This window comes from Roseomonas rosulenta (genome assembly GCF_016106005.1).
GTDB lineage: Bacteria > Pseudomonadota > Alphaproteobacteria > Acetobacterales > Acetobacteraceae > Neoroseomonas > Neoroseomonas rosulenta.
This window is the reverse complement of the sequence record NZ_JACADR010000022.1, coordinates 1-17,008: the sequence shown is the minus strand read 5'-3', so window position 1 is coordinate 17,008 and position 17,008 is coordinate 1. Positions and strand designations below refer to the sequence as shown.

The following is a 17,008-nucleotide window of genomic DNA, read 5'->3' as shown; positions in this document are numbered from 1 at the left end:
ATCCGCCATGCCCGCTCGCATCGACGACCTGCTGGTGCTCGACACCGCAGTCAGCAAGACCGACCTCGCCAAGTACCTGCGCGACCGCGAGACCGTGCTGCCCTCCGATTTCGGCGGCCTCGGCGACGGCGTCGCCGACGATCGCGCCGCCATCCAGGCGGCGTTCGACCGCGCGGCGGCCGATCAGAAGTTCGCCGTCATCCCGCCCGGCACCTGGAACGTCTCCGCTGGTGTGGTCCTTGGCGGCGGCGCCCGCGGGCTGATCATGGATGGCGTCATCCGGTACACCGGCTTGGCTGCGGTCACCGTGCTGACGCTCGGCGATGGCGGCACCACCCGCAACGGCGAGAAGCACTATGCCGGGCTGCAGGTCACCCGGCAGATCCAGTCCGACTGGCTCGACGAGGCCGATATCGGCATCCTGGTGCGCAACATCGATGCCTCGGTCGTCGAACTGCGCCTCGTCTCGGGCTTCACCATCGGTATGCGCACGCTGGGCGATGGCCGCGGCGTCGAGGACAGCACCTTCCATCTTGGGCGGATCCTCAACAACCGCATCGGCCTCGACATCCACTGCGCCACCGCCACCGCCTGGAACACGTCTGTCCGCTATTATGGCGGCCACTTCGCCATCGCGACGGGGATCAACCCGACGGTCGACCGCTTCGGGATCCGGCTGTCCAAGGCGGAGGGCGCCTACTCTAACCACAACCGGCATGTCTTCGACGCGCCGAATTTCGAGCTGCGGCAGCTCGACCCGAACGTCGCCATTCCCTTCCTCAACGAGACCAGCGGCTCGGCGATTATCGGCCGCGCGCTGCGCATGGAGGCTAACTCGCCGATCGTCGCGCGGCATACCGCCGCGGCGCAGGACTGCGAGTACGAGGTGGCGTGGAGCAACACCTACCAGGTCGGCATCGATTACACTGCGACCGCCACCCGCTGCGGCAATGCGGTGCTCAACCGGCATCGGGCCCCGGCCTCGCGACATCTCCGGCTGCTCGGGTCCGTGCCGAATGTCCGGGCCAGGGCATTCCGCCACGGCGCAACGGAGATCGGCGTGGAAGGGCTGGCGGTGGTCGCGACCTCAACCACCAGCGCCACCACCCTCGCCGGGCTGTCCTTCAACGGGCTGGACGACATCACCCCGACCGCCCGCGGGTTGCAGCTCGCCGCGCAGCGGGGCTTCGCCTTCGTGGTGGACTGCTCCCAGGCCAGGGAGTTCGCCCTCGTCCATTCCCTCGTCGGCGGCGCCGACGGCGGGCGGATCTTCGTCCGGTGCTTCGACGCGGCAATGAACGTTCGCGAGAACGTCGCCGGCGACGCCCTGGCCTCGATCACCACGCTGCTGTGGAACATCCCGTCCAAGGCCTGGACCGGCGGTGCCGCGATGGCCGACGCCTCGCTGAACAAGCGCATGACGGTGCGGCTCGGGCCCGGCGTCGCCTTCGCGCAGATCGGCATCGTCGGCTTCGACGGGCAGATCGAGGTCGAGGCGCTGCGGCTCTATGGCCTGCCCGAGGCAGCGCCGGCCCTGCTGTGCGGCACGCCGACCCTGCCGGTCGGGCAGCGGGAGTTCGCGGCGGAGGCGGCGTGGGACCTGCCATCGCTGGCACCTGGGGCGACCAGCCTGCTCGACGTCACCGTCAACGGCGCGCGGCAAGGGGACCTTGCCCAGGCCGCGCTCGTATCCTCCACGCGTTTCATCGAGCTCGACGCTGCGGCCTGGTCCAACAACACTGTGCGCGTCATGGCCAGGAACATCTCGCCGACGGCGATCTTCGATCTTGGCGCGGCGACGCTGTCTGTAGCCGTGATGAAGCGGCGGTTGACGTAGCACAAGAATCACCGCCGCGCTGCTCAGCGGCTTGCTACGGCTTGAGGTTGAGAGGCAATGACACCTCGAGGACAGACATGTTCTGCCGGTCGCGCCAAACCAGCATCACGCTCGGGCGGTCACCCTTCACGGCTGACGGACGGACCTCGGCGAGGACCTCCGCCAGCCTGTCTGCGGGTTTACTCGGTAGCGGGTCCCCCGCAAGTGACAGGTCACGCGTCGCGAAGGCAAGCGGTGCGGGGCCCTTCCCGAACAGAAAGCTGAGATCCGGCGCAGAGCGGACAATGAGTCCGTCGACATTGAATCCGGCCGTCTTCATCCACGGCTCCCAGAGGTTCTCGTCCGCGCCGGTATCAATATTGTGGAAAACCTTGGCGTCCAGTGCGGCGACGAGATCAGAACCGTGATCCACGGTCTTGTTGAGATGGTCGATCGCTTCAAGCCAATCTGTAAGCGCACTGGCCTTGCGTGCGCGGATTTGTTGGCCCTCGGGCGGCACGCGCGTCCGAGCGAAATTGATGACGAGAGGCGCACGCCCCTCAGATTTCCAGGCAGAGAAGCGTTCGGCTAGGAAGAATTCTGGCGCGATGTCGGGAATGCCGTCGTTGCCAACATCACGCCAGTTGCGGACTACGCGCAGGCGCGCGCGGCTGACGAGCGCAGGCGTGTCGAGCACAGATATCCGGATCAGAACCGATGCGAGTTCCACTGAGGCCGTGTCGTCGTAGCGGGGTCCTGATGTCGCGTCAGGCCGGGTCCGGGCGAGCACTTCGAATGCGACCACTGCCCCGATGCCGTCATGCTGCACGCCGGTCGTGGTTTCGGTAAGCGTCCAGGCCCCGTCGCCGACTGGGCGTGTTATTCGGAAAGTCCGCGACTTGGCGTCGCCGCGAGGGGCCTTCTCACCGATGCGCTGCGGCGCCTCGAGAAGGGTCCTGCCTTCCCTGCCTCTCCGAAGCCATGCGTCGAGGCCCTCCTCAAGCTTGGCGCAAGTGATCTCCAACGGCGTCGGCGGCGTCACCTGGGCGGCATGGCGAAGCTGCCGATAAGCCTGAAGCAAGGGATCGTCACTCGCCGGCAGGTCCGAGGACTGCCCCTCCGATGGCGGAGGGGTGCCATTCCACATTTCTACCTCGACCTCGTAGGTGTCGTCTTCGAGGTTTACGGACCAGCTCTCGCCGGGTTTTTGAAGGTCTAGTTCGAACCAGAAGTGCGACAGGTAGGTCGAGAGCAGATGCCACCCTGCCGTCTGTCTGCCGGCGGGCGCGACGGCACGGGGGAGGTATCGCGCCGGGCCTGTCGACGCGCTCGCTTTGAGGATGCGCCTGTAGCTTTTCGGCGAACCGTCGGCGGGCGTGACCGTAACTGCGTCCAGCCGCTTATGGACCTCCTTGTCATACTGCACGGACCACTTGGCATCTGGGCTGATCTGCGGCGGCGTTCCCACTGCGCCCTGAAAGTCCAGCGAAATCTCGGTACGACCGCAAGGCACGCCGTCTTGGTTAGCGTCGACGCTCCGTGCTCGAAGCGGTGGCAGCCGTTCCGGAAGGAGATAGTAGGTACGCAGCCGCCGCGGCGTGGGTGGGCGATCCTCCAGAACACGCCAGTCTGGGAACACGTGCACTACGTTGGCGGCCAAGCTGGGCTTGGCAGGTTCGTAGAGCACGTCCTCCCCTCGCACTGCCACCGCGTCGCCGGCGGCCTCGACGTCGATTATGCTTCGAGGTAGTCCGAAAAGATCCCCATTGGTCGGCTCCACACCACGATAGGCGTTAACGCGGATCTCTACGAGGTCGTCGTAGACGTGGTCCGGCAGGAGGTCGAGGAAGTAAAAGGCTGGCTCGCCGGCCAGAATTCCGCCCTGGAAGTCCGAGGCGGGGAAGCGGTCCGCATCCTTCTTTACCGCCTCGCGATCGTCAATCAGCCGCTTAGTAATACCGATCTCAATCATCTCGGCGCTGAAGGTCGAATGGTTGACCGTCGGTGCCGGATCGGGCGCGCGCGCCAGTCTGCGATTGAACACGCCGACGCCTATGGCGCGCAGGCTCGAGAACAGCGTTGGAATTTCGAGAAGCCGTTCGCGCAGCAGAGTGTGGGGGGGTTTTCGGAGGCCGGCGAGGGAGTCGAGCACCTGGCCTGCGTGCCAGTGCAGCTGTGTAGCCAGCGACGCCCCCGCCGTGGATGGCGGCACGTCGACTCGCCGAAAGAGCCTCATCATCCGCGCGACGGCTCCGTCCGGTTCCTGTTCCAGGATCGAACGCACGGCCCGTCTGAGCGCGACCGCATCGGCTCCGGTCAGCGTGTCAGTCAGTTTCAGGCGGTCATCGACCGACCGGCCGGTCAGTATGTCCTCTGCGAGTTGCAGGAGGAACCCTAAAAAGTCCACCGTTGCACGCCGGTCGCCGAGCAATGGATGTGCGTCTGGTAGCATGAAGGCGTGCGGCATGTAGAAGAGATCGGCGACGCGATTCACCGGCGCCGTTTCGCCCTTGGGCACCAGGAACTTCGAGGCGCCTGGACCCATACCCTTTTCCGCCGCGCGGGTGTCAGCGCTCTCGATCCACGCAACGGACGTCGACAGACGCGAGCCAGGGTTGGACAGATAATGGTTCAGGTCATCCTGCGCTGTCTTGGCGAGGGCGCTTCCCGCTTCCGGTCCAGAGTCTGCGAGCGGCACAAACGCTCCATTCGCCCAGTCTGGCTCCGCGCGGACCGCGTCGGGGCGCGTGATAGTCAGGCGCACCCGCACCATCGAAGCCAATTTGTCGAAATCTGCGCTCGGCGCGTCGTACAGGACTGCCAGGGGACCGATCTTGGTCGACAGCTTTCTACAGAGCTTAACGAAGTCCTTGAAAGTGCCGCGCAGGGCGAAGAAGAGCTTCTCGAGGTCGGTCCCAACGAGGCTGGCCGACGGAACCAACTTGATCGCCGTCGGCCGCATGCCGAGTCCCAGCGTCGCGTGGGCGCCGGATGCGGTTACCTTCGTGTTGTCGTAAATCCAGGACTCAACAGCTATCTCGACAACACCCTTGGCGAGCGCATCGTGAAGCTCAGCCAAGGCGCGGTATAGGTCCCGCAGCTGGCCTGGTGCGCCTGCCGCGTACTGGTCGAGCGCGAGCTTCAGCGCTTCGCGCCGGACAACGACCCGTAGTATCGCCGGCTTCTTCGAGTCCGTCTCCTCGACGAGCTGCAGAAGCGGCTGGCGCTTGTTCGTGGCTCCAGCCCTACCTGCGTCGAGGCGCTCGGGAACCATGGCGTCAGCGGCATTCCGCACGTCCACCGACCGCCGGAACTGCACGTCCGGCAGTTCGAGCCCGATCCGATGACCAAACTGGTGCTCGAGATATCCCGAGATTGTCAGGGGCTTGTCGGGACCATTCCATAATTGGAACCGCGTCTCTTCCTCAGCCTCGTCGTCAAGTGCAGCGATATCCTGGTCGAAGTGTTCGGCGAACCAATACCAAGCCTGTGGTCCAGCCGCGGAGACATCACCCCTGAGAGTCCAGGGACGATCCGGCCCTGGCATGTCGCTCGAAAGCTGGGACGGCAGAGGCAGTTGCGCGTCGGGATCCGAGAGGTTTCGTATGAGGCCGCCCACAGGCAAAGCGAGGTTGAGTCGCAGCTTGTTGGTCTCAGAGAACTGGACGGCTTGAACATCGGGGTGCACCAGATTGGCGACTCCGTAGTCCGGGTCGAACTGAACGGGCCAAGTCACGCGGATGGCGCCAGCGAGGCGGTCAGCCGACCGCGCGAGGCGCGTCAGCGGCGCCTTGGCCAGAACAAGATCGGGCGGCTTGACGGTAACACCCAAAGGCCATTCGACCACATCGAAGATGCCGGACGGATCATCCGTTGTGCGGAATGCCACCTCGACCTGAAAGGACTTTGGCTGGGTAACTTCGTAGCCCAGGATCTCGGACAAGGATCCCGCGGCCTTGGGATCGGGATCCAGCACGAGCGTCGCCCCATCCGCGTCGCGGGCGAGCAGCGCCGCGCTGAGCCTGAGTTCGGCCCCTTTGCCCTCTGCCGACACGGGGATCCAGAGCCAAGCCTCCGGAAATCCTGCACCGGTACCGAGGCTGCCCACCCAGCCTTCGACAAATGACTCGTCGCGATGGACCGCCTCGACGAGCCGGAGCGCATACGCAATACTACCGCTACCGGTCAGGCGCCGTGGCACAAGCTCGATCTGACGGCGGTGCCAAGCGTGCACTTCCTTTCCGTCGATCCCTTTCGGCAGCACCTCGCTTTCATTGAGCAGCTCGTGCCGGAATAGCGCCCGACGAGGCGCATTGCGAACTACCGCGCCGTCTGCGCCCCGGTCCACGAACCTTTGGCCGCTGTCAACGACGTCGAGCAGCGCCTCGGGTGCTGCGTACAAAACCCGGTTGACGGGCGTATGGCCCTCCAGACGCGGCATCGGGCCCCTGCGCGCCGCGTAGAAAACGATCCGGTCTGGCTGGCTCGCTGGAGTCGGCTGTTCACCCGCCGGACCGCCGAAGCTCGCCCGTGCGAGACCTGGCGTCCGCGCTGGCACGGAGGCGAGTTCGTCGAAGCCGAGCTTCAGTAGATTCGTGAGTGCACCGGGCTCCTGCTCTACGGCTTTCCCGCCGATCCGCAGCTCGCTCTCTGTGACCGTCTCGAGCGGATCGGAATCGTTCCATGGCATCCTCAGGACCAGTCCCGTGAGCGAAACCACGTTAGTTGCGAGCCACACCTTTCCGTCGATCCATTGCGGCAGGTTCCCAACGTGAGACAGGTTCTCTCGAAGCGCCATGATGCGTTTCGAATTCTTGAGTCCCCCATCCACGCGCGAGATCGGCCAAGCGAGGCGCTCGCCAAACCCGAAGAGGCGTCCCATCATCTGATTGATCGGCAGGTCCACCCGACCCGCCGCATTCGCTTCCCGCTCAGCAAGTCCGCGGAGCTCGCACCAGAGCGCGTCGAGATAGCCGCGCTCAGTCTGTCCGCTCTGGAGGAAGAGGTCCGGACGGGCTCGCACGCCGTCGGCGGTCCACTGAAATCCGGGTAGGCTTATGATTGGTTCGTCGTTCAACGGGATGTCGCGTTTCGAGATCGGCAGGAGAAGGTCGTAGGCCCAGGAGCCGTTGGTCCCACCGCCTGGCCGTGCCTTCTCGAGGTGTGCTCGCCACGCGACTGTGTCGTCGAGCGGAGTGGGCTTCTTGGGCGGCGTCGGCTTCAGGATGGGTTTGACCACCTCTTTCCACACGAGGGCACGGTCATCCATACTGTCGGGGTCCGCGCCGGCCCAGATCGTCGCCATGCGGGAGAAGACCCCAAGAAGGCCGAGCACAGCGGCGTGCTTTTGCGGCCCGGTAGCCGCCCCGCCATCGAGTTCGGCCCAGGAGCGGACCGGTGGAAGGGCGTTGGATAGGGCTGCGAAGGCCGGCCAGCCGAGTGCGGCATCGCCGTCGAGCTGATCCCACTGGCTCGGCGCCGGCGGCGCTTGCAGTCCCAAGGGACGCGCGTCGCTCCACGTCACCTTGGCACCCGAACGCGTCGTCGCCTCAAGCGAGAATGACAGCTGGGTCCCGGGCGGCAGCGGTACGGGGCAAGGCCGCACTGTTCCAGAGTTGATTCGCGCCACTTCGTTTGCGCCGATGAGCCAGACACCCTCGGCGGCCAGGCGAGCCGCCGACCAGAATCGTAGGTAGTCGCGGGCAAACATCTGGTCGTCGATCGCGGATCCTTGCGTTGGCTCCAGCACGAAAGGTTGGAGGATCAGATACGTGACGTCTCCGTCGTGTGAGTAGCTCTCCGGGCCCGCCGGCGTCGTGCTTAGGAAACGCGGTTGATACTGTTGAATTGATAAATAGAGCCTTGCCATCTGCGCCCCGCTAGCCGAACGACGCACTGCCGGAGATCTGCATCTGCACGGCGCCTGCGACACTGAAGGTCCAACTGAAAATTCCGGAACCGACCCGCACGGACGCGCTGTAGGCTGCAGCAAGGGTCGCATTGTAAGTTAGATAGCTGCGCGCGTTTGGGATGTAGACGAGTGTCACCTCCACGAACGCCTGCGCCGAAACGCGGAAGCGGGCAGACAGGATCCAGACGTCTACGCCGCCCTCACCGTATGCGTAGATTCCGAGGACGCCCGTGACGCTGAGCTTTGCGAGTGAGCTCTTCAGCAGCTCGGACGGATTAATGCCGATTTGCTCGGGCGCGCGCAGGGTGGCAGAGCCGATCATTACCCCGAACACACCGATTCCCGCCTTCACCCAGGCGATCGACGTCCCAGCCGAAAAGCCGTAGCCAAAGTAGAATCCCGCGCCGGCCGACAAAGTGATGTATTTGAAGCCGTTCGGTAGCGTCGGTAGCCCTTCGGGCGGCTTCACCGACGTGCGCTTCTCGACAAAGAAGCCGAACTTGGCTTCGTAGACACCCATGGGGATCGAGAATGCTCGCTCCCACATGTATCCGTTCGGTCCACGCCAGGGCTGGCCCAGATCAATCAAGAAGTCCCACGCCGGATTCCATTCGAGAGCAATCTCGCCGGATTGCATGGGACCGAGCATGTCCAGCGCGGCGATGCGGAGCGCCACGCGGAAGCGATCGAGCTGCGGCGTGTCCCCAGGGATATAGGCGAGGTTGATGTCGTCCTCGCCGGTGATCAGCTTTGCGATCTGGCCACCCAGCCTAATGCCGTAATAGATGCCATCATGAAAGATGAGAGCGCAGGGTTTGAAGAGCTCTCCGAGTTCGAAGCGAATACCGAACAGCCAGCCAAATTTGGGGTCTAATTCGAAATTAAAATTGTCCTCGCCTTTCAAACCCTTGATGGCCTCTTTCTCCTTAGTCAGGTCCGCACCAGTCAGGGAGAGCAGGCCGTCGTATAGTGTTGGGCCTGGATTTATGTTCTGAGCGATTAGCAACCACTGAAGCTTGAAAAAGCCGTCCGCCGTGCCGGGTGACGCGTACCAAGCAAGGAAGCCGCGATTGCTAGCGTCGGTCGTGTCATGAGCGTAAACAAGGCTCCGTGCCGCTCTGTTCGATTCATCATCATCCTTCGTGAACAGCGGCCATGACAGCAAGCTGAGGTTGAAGCCTTCTGCCCATATCGCGCCTGCCTTCTTTCCGGCCTTCAGGTCGAAGACACCCGCATGGATGGATTCGAATTCGAGCGTAAGCAGACGGAACAGCGATAACTTCAGGTCACGACCGCTGAGAGAGGCCAATCCGACACCAGGATTCCCGAACTCAGGCATCTTTGTCGGGTCCTCGGACGCGGCAACGGACACTCCGGTCCGCGCAACGAGGGAGAATTGTCCGGCGCCATCCAGAGCCGGCGTGCGGCCGAACTCCACACGCGTGTCGAGATAAGGGTAGCCATAATGCTTGTCGGGCGACTCGCCCTCGAATGTTGGCGCCGCTAGGGGCACGGTCTCAGCTTGTAGCCTCTCCCTGATATCTGCGGCTTTGCCGCGGATCAGCCCCACGCCGACCGGACGGATGTCCAATCCCGCGAGGGTAATCCGCCGCGCGTCGCCGAGGGGGAAGCGGATGCCGCGGAGGTCGAACGATAGACTGCGCACAAGCCCCATGGCGATCGCACGACCCGCTTCGACCTCTGGAATGCGGATTCGAAAATCGGAAAGCTTGACTGGCTTGGGGGCCTCTAACTGAAACGTGCCAACACTCCAGTCGCGGCAGACAAGATCGGCGTCGATATCGAGAGTTGTGTCGCCGTCGTGCGAACCGACGCGGATGCTCTTCAGGTTCACCTTGTCGATGAAGGCCACCACCACGTCGAGGCTCAAGGGCTCATCAAAAGTCGCGGCGAATGTGAAATCGCGCGGCTTTCCCGTTACTGATCCTGTGGTGGGGGGCAGCGTGCCGGCAACGGTGATTGGCTTCCAGTCGAAGCGGCGCCCGAAAAGTTCGCGGATCTCCAGCTTGAATGAGATGTCACCCGCAAGAATCGTGGTCCCCTTGATGGTCGCCGAGAAGCGAATCAACGACCAACCGACGTCTGCGCCGCCCCAGTTCGGCGCCGTGGGCACGGGCGTTCCTTCGCCACTCGTCCAACCAGCGGCCTCGGCGACCTTCTCGATCCGCCCCCAAACGTCGACGTCAACGGGCGGACCCTCGAGGCCCTCGGGTGCGCGACCACCGACGGCGGCGAAGCGCGCCGCGATGTGCGAGAAGCCACAGAGCGCCTTGAGTACTGGATCGCGATCGAGGTCAATCTTGGGGTTGATGATGAGCGCGCCCCGCCAGTCCTTCTGCTGAATCTCTTCGGGCAACAAAGCGACGAACGCTGCAACAGGATCCTTGCCTTGTGCGGGATCAAGCGAGAAGGGATCTGCACGCCCGTCATCGGCGTAGGCGGCGTTTGCCTCCTTCAGGATCGCAGCGAGACTCCGTTCACCACCAAGCTTGACGATCAAGGTCGTCTGATCGTCCAGGAACATGTCCCAAGCCTTGCCACCACCAAAGCGGCAGAAGTCGAAGCGGTGGTTCCACAGGGCCGCCACCCTATCGATGGGGTGAAGTCGCGATGGATCGCTGCTTGGATCGCCCGAAGCTGGTCGGCGTAAGCTCCGGGAGACAATCATGTAGTCCGGTGGTTCACCCGCAAGATCTGCAAGGCGAGCAAGCGGGAGGCCTTCGTCGCGCAGGATCTGCGCGAACACCTCGCCATCTTCGGCGTGTTGAAGAAGCTCGGTATAGACCTTGTGAGTTAGAGTAGCACCGTAGCGGGCGGAAAGATCGCGTAGCTGCTCGCGCGTCTCCTCAGCGAATTCCTCGCGGTCGCGCCAGATCTTCTGAGCGATCTCGAAAATCGGCGGCAGGCCCTGCAAGAGCTCGGCCAAAAAGCCTTGTGGCTTTTCCACCATCCCCTTGAAGTAGTCGTTGAGCGCCTTCTCGAGCTTGTCAGTGACGAAGACCTTAAGGATCTGATGGTACGATTTGAGAGTTTCCGAACCAAGTGCCGCGATCGCCCTGTTCGCAAGCTCCATGGTCGGGGGAGCGTATGCGAACTGCAGCAGGCGATCGAGACGCCCTGTCCCGCGGTCCGGATCCAACAACTCCGCTACCTCATCAGGTGAGGACTCTTGGAGCATGGTGTCAAAGACATCGAAACCGAGGATGTCCGGCGGGTTCCGCGCCAGGGTGTCCCGCGCCGCTTCGAGGCGCTCGGACGCCTCAAGTAGATCGTCGAAACCCCAATCGTCCGGATCCCCAAGACGTGGGCGTAACCCCACGAGAAAGTCCCAAAGCTTCTCGCGCGCCTCACGCCAGCCAGGCGGCAATACGCCACGCGGTTCGCCGACCCAGAACCAGAAGAAGTCTTCCAATGGCCCATCCAAGGCTCTTCGACCTAGGGCGAGGGCGTCCGTGGGTTGTTGAAAGGGATCGGGGGCCGCCGCACCTAGATCGGCGCGCGCCTCCAAGCCGCTTGCGGATGGGCCGCCGAAAAGAAACTGCGCGTGACTCGTAGGCGACGGAACTGCCCAGCCGGCGGATCTGATCTGAGCAGTGCTCCTGGTGTCCATCGCAAGGACAGTCGGCGCCAGCCCCACGGCGCTAGGATCAAATATCCCGTTTGCGCCCCGGCTGGTTCTCGAAGGAACTGCGAACATGCGCTGCACCGGCAGCAGGTTCGGTCCCACCCGCAGACCTTCGATGTGCTTGTAACCGGTGGGCTCCGGCTTCGGGAACGTCTTCCGCGCTCCCTCGTCGAGGTCATTGAGCCAGCGGGCTCCTTGTTCCGCGAGACCATCTCCCGGAAGAGGCGCGCTTCCGAGGTCCGAGAACGCCCACTTCGTGTCCAACATCGGCAGCACGACAGTGGGCGCGGCGGCTTTCGCGACGCGTCTTGAGACTTCTCGGCTTTCGATCGAGCCGATCCGCCTGACCGCCGCTTTCTCGGGCAGATCCATTGCAAACGTTGTCTGTGGCTCTGACGTCTGCAGCGGAACTTCGACAGTCGGGAAGACGAAGCGCAGGCCGCGGGCGGCGTCCCGCACTGGGGTAAAGCCGAGCGTCACCGGGTGAGGATCGCGCGGGCCAGCTGCGCCGTTCTTTGTAGGCGCGTCGAGCGTCAGCACCGCATCGGACGAGATCCCCAAGATCTCGCGTGGCCGCTTGCCTTGCAGAGGCGTCCTTCTGCCCACTACCCAGTAAGGTGTCGGGAGACGCATGTTCTGCAGGCCACCTGGTTTCCGTGTGGCGCCGTAAAGTCGGACGGGATCGACCGTCTCCATTGTCGCGCTGACTGTCACCGTCTTCATCGGGTCGCCGATTACCAGCGCACGATTGGTCTCGCCCTGCGGGTCCGCCACTGGCTTGACGTGCCCTTGCCGGCCGCTCACTGGGAGACGGTGCTCGACGGAGAATATCAGCGGGTGGCCGTGTTCGTCCTTGAGGACCGGAACGGCTAGCCGCAATGCGCTGCCTCGTTCTGCCGGCACGATCGACCAGCCGACGTTCCGCCATTGGCCGCCGCTAAACTCGAACCGACCGGCCAGGTGCGCCTCTGAGGCGACGTGCTGGAAATGGAAGCCGTTCTCCTCTGCGTTGAATTTGCGAGTAGGATCGAGGATGTCGGCGTTTAGGTAGATCGCACCAGCAGCCGGCCAGAACATCGCCTCGAAGGCGCCATCCATCAAGCGCAGCCGCTCTAGTGGCAGATCCTGCGCCAGGAGAGGATCGGTGGGCGCAGGACCGTAGCGCTCCCTGATTGTCAGCGAGGGCGCACCGCCCTGCGGCCAAATCTCGACAACGCCCGCTTCCGCGTCCGGCGACACGAGTGTCGATGTCCAGTCCAGTGTCCAGTCCGCATAGGCAAGGCCGAGTCCGGCCTTCCTCATCGCAGAGCTGAGCGCCCCGATCTGAGGTACGACCAGGACCAACCCGAAGTCCGGATCGGGCGCTGGCACGGTGATTTTGGAGAAACCCAGCGGCTTCGCCGCTCCCTCGACCTGTATGTCGACCGTGCCCGTCCAGCCAACGCTTCCCGGAGCCAGGTGGAGCTCTTGCCCAGCTACCGTGCAGGGCAAATCGAAGCTCAGCTGGTTGAAGACGAGACCCGCAAAGCGGCCGGCGATACGCACTCTCACTGCTGGACCAGTAACAAGTTGCAGCGACAGCTTTGCCGCGCCGAGCGGGTAGTCCTGCGCAACGCCTTCGACTTCGTAGACTTTCCCGAAGAGCTTGAGGATCGGCATGACTCAGCTCTCCCTACGTCTGACACAGCCAGGTGGTGCCACCTCGGGCGACTCTCTCGTTCGCTCTGCTGCCCATATCAGTTCATCGACGTCCGCAGCGGTTAAGTTAGACAGCGCCGCGACGGGCAGGCTCCAGTTGAGGAGTTGATCGCGCACGGTGACGAGCTCGCGTCGCCGATCGGGGGTCACGTCAATTTTGTGCGTGGTTACGTAGTTTGGGTCCTCGACAATTCGGTATCTTTGGTCGCTCCCGCGAAGTCGCAGGGCTTTGATCCTGAGCTCCCGCGTCCCGCCGCAAATCCCTGCTTGTTCCCATTCTCTCAGGGACCAGGCTGGAGGGTCGGAGCGAAACGGGGCGACGGCGTCGAACTCGACCCTTCCCTGCATGAACACAGGAGAAGCGAGTGCTAAGTCCTGAGAGTAATAGTTGTCGACTTCCACCGCGTTGGCTCCGAGCGCCGTCGACGCCCAATCTCCGAGAGCGACGTCCCCTCGTCGACCTGCCAACGTCATCGGCTCGCGGGGTATCCGCTCGGCGGCACACCCGCTGAGATACTGATCACTGTCCCGGCGTAATATCAGAAAGGCCCGAGCAAACCGCTGCCGGTTCTCCGTGTCAGGAAGTATGTTGCACAGGGCGCGCATGTTGGCCTGCACTGTGAGCACGGGTGCGCCTTCAGTGGATGGAGCGATCGCCTTTACGCACAAGCTGCCGACAAAGGCATTCCAAACCGCCGCCTCGTGGATCCTCAGAGCTGTCGCGAGTGTCTGCCGATCCGAAAGTTCGAGTCCCGCACCCTCGTCCGCATTCGCATGGTGCCAAGCCAAGGAACGGTTGACCTGAAGAAATGTCGCCAAGGCTTGCTGCTCGGCGACATCAAGCCGACCGACCATTGGATCCACGGTCCGCAGCCGAAGGTCGATCGTTAGCACGTGCGGCGGATGAGTGTTCCTATAGTTGTAGTCCTGCGTGCCAGCCGACCAGATCGCGAGACGCAGGCGATCCCCGGGCAACACACTCGGACCATTGGCTGAACGACGGCCATAGTGAAAGCAATTCTCGCTATTGAATGCGCTCGCGCCGACCTGCCGCGGGGAGATGTCTTCCGGTCCAATCACAGTGCTCGGCGAGAGTGCGCCGGTTGCGCAGCCGGTTCCGGCCAGTGCAAAAAGCGTCGCCGCAATTCCGTTGAGTAGAACGGGTTGGCTGAGCCAGGAAACGCGTCTGCGCATAATTTGGCTCTCCTGATTCAGGGCATCGGGGGAAGATCGGACACGTCCAGCCCGAATGAGCTTGGCTTCCAGGATAGGGCCGGGTCACAGACAGCCTTCGGTAGCGCGTATTTTCCCGGAGGCGGCTTTGTTGGATAATTCCAACGATAGCTTTCTGCTCTAGGCCAACTGGCGAGCGCTTGGCAGTTCGCGTAGAGTGCATCGGTGCTGAGCGGCCGGGACGCAAGCCAGGTCCGATGCTCATGGAGGCTATCAAGCTTCCCCTTGAGCTTCTTTTTTTCGGTAGGCTTTAGTCCATTGAAGGCGCAGGCGGCGATGACTGCTTCGATAAGCCGCGATTGCTCCGCATCCTTCCACTTGCTCACATCCGCGGGAAGGTCTGCAAGAGCCAGCGCAAGTCGCAAGCTGGGCCCGCGAAACTTGGTCTGTGAGAGGAATCCGGACCAGCGCACGTGGCATCGCACGAGGAGTGCGACCGCCACCTCCGACGTGAACATCTTGTCCAGCCTGACCTTTCTGGTACCCATTGGCTTGCCTGGGCGATCACTCGGATCGATCTCAAACGCCAGCACGTCGCGCAGTCGCGTGCGGCCGAGATCCCACTGGTGCCGCCGGAACGTCGTTACATAACGGCTGAGCGCCAACCACCGCCAGAACCAGTGGGTGGTGTGCAGCCATTCAAGGTCCCCGAGCCGCTTCTTGCCGGGGTCAGAGGTGTCGTTGTCCAGGGGAGCCCAATCCATTCGTCCGACATAGTTCCGGGTGCTCTGCCAACTCGGCTTCTTGGGCCCCGCATTGCCTGCAGGCCAGACGGGCTTCATTGAAACCCCGAACGGATCGAATAGCTTGGTTCTAGCGTCCGTAGGGGCCCGGCCTGCCCAGTAGGCCAGGTAAGGCGCGAGTTCGCCGGCACCTGCTGTCGAGTCTGGTTCGCTGGGCGAAGCGCCGCGCGCTGGGGCGAGTGCCCAGTTGTAGGGCCCAAACGAAATCACCGCGTCGTCATACCCGTTAATCCCATCGAAGCGCCCCGCAGCCTCGAATTCGGAGATCGCACGCAGGACTCGGAACGTGGATCTTGTTTCTCCCTTGGTAATCGTGTTCCAGTCGAGTCCAAGCAGGGTCTCGGGCAGGATCTCATCAGCATCGCTTCCCTGAGAGACGAAACCACCTCGCCAATCCTTGCTGAAGATCGAGATTCCGCCCGCGCGTTCCATCTTGTGAGGGGCAGGGTTGTGCGCCTTCCGGAAGAGCCCTGTCAGATCACAGACGCCGACGCGAAGCCGCTTGATTTGCGTCTTCTTGCCGTCGACAAAGGCGACGATGCGTGGATCATCGTATCGCCAGTAGTTCCCTATCCAATCCGCGCCTCCGTCGAGGGGGACAAGGGCTCCCTTCTCCCGAAGAAAAATGTCGATTACGACGGGGCATCGATACCGTTTTGCTTCCCACGCATCGACACAGGCCAGGAATCCCGGCGCTTTCTCGTCGCCGTCTTTGGGGCCGGTATAGATGTGCACATTGTCGACGGCCTGTAGCCGATCGAGCCAGCGGGGAGATGGAGGCCCAACTGGCGCTGAGGGCTTCTCCTGGGCCACCCGCGACATCGATGCATAGATCTGGAACTCTCGAACCGCGTGGCTAAGCCAACGCTTCCTCGCCACTGTCCCATCGCTCGCGAAGAATACGTTGAAGCCCAGCGCCGCAAGGCGGTCCTCTAGGTTAGGCATCCGGCTCTCCGCTGACACACCTCACCCACCAAGCACCTGCCCACGAGTGATCGCGCCAGCGTAGCCTCCTGCCTCACCATGATACGCAATTCCCCTTGCGGCGGCGTGCCCACCACTACCGTCGACCGAACCACCGAGCGTCGGCGCTAAAAAGGTGTCGAAGTACTCTTCAACAGGCGCAATTCGGGACGATAAGTTCTCTTCATTGCGAATTCAAATGGAATTTTAATTGCCGCAATCATCGCGACCTGCCCTCACGCGCGTGGCAGCCGAGCGGTTCGTCCGCCAGCGCTGGGACGGGATGGATGACGCCTTCTCGGGTCAAGCAACGGATGTCCACTCTCAGGCCGCGATCGCCACCGTCAGGTAAGTCGCGAGCCGAGTCCAGTCGCCGCAGGTCAAACGTCCTCTGCGGGAGCGCCCCAGAGAATTTTGTTTCCCGGTTCCCACCGCTGCTCCAGTCGGTCTTCCAACCTCACATGTCTTCTGCGCCGTTGGCGCCGTGAACCCCAGGTTTCCTGGGCTTTTGCCGCGGTGGCTTGAGGGTTGGAGAACGCAACGACCCCAGAAATCGCTCTCCGGAGGAGCGAAAGTCTCCAGAGCTTGGGGGTGAGGCGATTTAACCCTCAAGCTGTATCCTATTGATATTACGTCGTTCATGCTGCGAGCAGCTTGAGGTCTTTCAGCAAGGCGACCGCCCAGCAAAAGCTACCGGAGCATAAAAGATCGGGTGCTGGCTCAGCTTCCGTAATTCCCGGCTGCATACCGCCAGCGTGAAGGGAATTGGGCCGCGAGGCCTCCTTCCCCTTTATTGGTTACAGCAGCGAACCAGGCCCGCCCTCGTCTTTGACGGCCGTTTCGGCTGCCTTCGTCAGGATCTCGTATTCTGTGTCAACGGCGGAGCAAAACCAGGCCAGCGCGGCGGCGGAAAACAAGGCCACTGGCGACATGGCGGCATCAGACCTGGCCGGCCCCCGATCGGGGGCCGGCCAGGTCTGCGGCTGGTTCCTCTGATG

General features: G+C 63.0%; 6 protein-coding genes. 1 reads left to right on the top strand and 5 read right to left on the bottom strand.

Features of this window, described 5'->3' with window-relative positions; translation table 11 throughout:
• The first annotated feature begins 7 nt into the window (after positions 1-7).
• Complete coding sequence (locus HW578_RS05210; protein ID WP_198369488.1) at positions 8-1,837, top strand: hypothetical protein; 1,830 nt, start codon at positions 8-10, stop codon at positions 1,835-1,837.
• A 34-nt stretch (positions 1,838-1,871) separates the two neighbouring features.
• On the opposite strand, the gene HW578_RS05205 is transcribed toward HW578_RS05210, so the two are convergent.
• The 5 genes from HW578_RS05205 to HW578_RS27700 all read right to left on the bottom strand — a co-directional run.
• Complete coding sequence (locus tag HW578_RS05205; protein WP_198369487.1) at positions 1,872-7,685, bottom strand: hypothetical protein; 5,814 nt, start codon at positions 7,683-7,685, stop codon at positions 1,872-1,874.
• A 10-nt stretch (positions 7,686-7,695) separates the two neighbouring features.
• A complete protein-coding gene (locus HW578_RS05200; protein WP_198369486.1) occupies positions 7,696-13,032 on the bottom strand; it encodes a hypothetical protein in 5,337 nt (1,778 codons plus the stop codon).
• Positions 13,033-13,035: 3 nt separating this feature from the next.
• A complete protein-coding gene (locus HW578_RS05195; protein ID WP_198369485.1) occupies positions 13,036-14,265 on the bottom strand; it encodes a hypothetical protein in 1,230 nt (409 codons plus the stop codon).
• Positions 14,266-14,282: 17 nt separating this feature from the next.
• Positions 14,283-15,782, bottom strand: coding sequence for a hypothetical protein (locus HW578_RS05190; RefSeq protein WP_232478687.1), 1,500 nt, complete (start codon positions 15,780-15,782; stop codon positions 14,283-14,285).
• 1,025 nt (positions 15,783-16,807) lie between these two features.
• Positions 16,808-17,008 (bottom strand): hypothetical protein (locus HW578_RS27700; protein WP_232478686.1); only part of this gene is annotated, 201 nt, incomplete at its 5' end.

Coding starts and splice junctions, on each gene's coding strand:
- HW578_RS05205 (WP_198369487.1), bottom strand. CDS start 7,685: ATGGCAAGGCTCTATTTATCAATTCAACAGTATCAACCGCGTTTCCTA.
- HW578_RS05195 (WP_198369485.1), bottom strand. CDS start 14,265: ATGCGCAGACGCGTTTCCTGGCTCAGCCAACCCGTTCTACTCAACGGA.
- HW578_RS05200 (WP_198369486.1), bottom strand. CDS start 13,032: ATGCCGATCCTCAAGCTCTTCGGGAAAGTCTACGAAGTCGAAGGCGTT.
- HW578_RS05210 (WP_198369488.1), top strand. CDS start 8: ATGCCCGCTCGCATCGACGACCTGCTGGTGCTCGACACCGCAGTCAGC.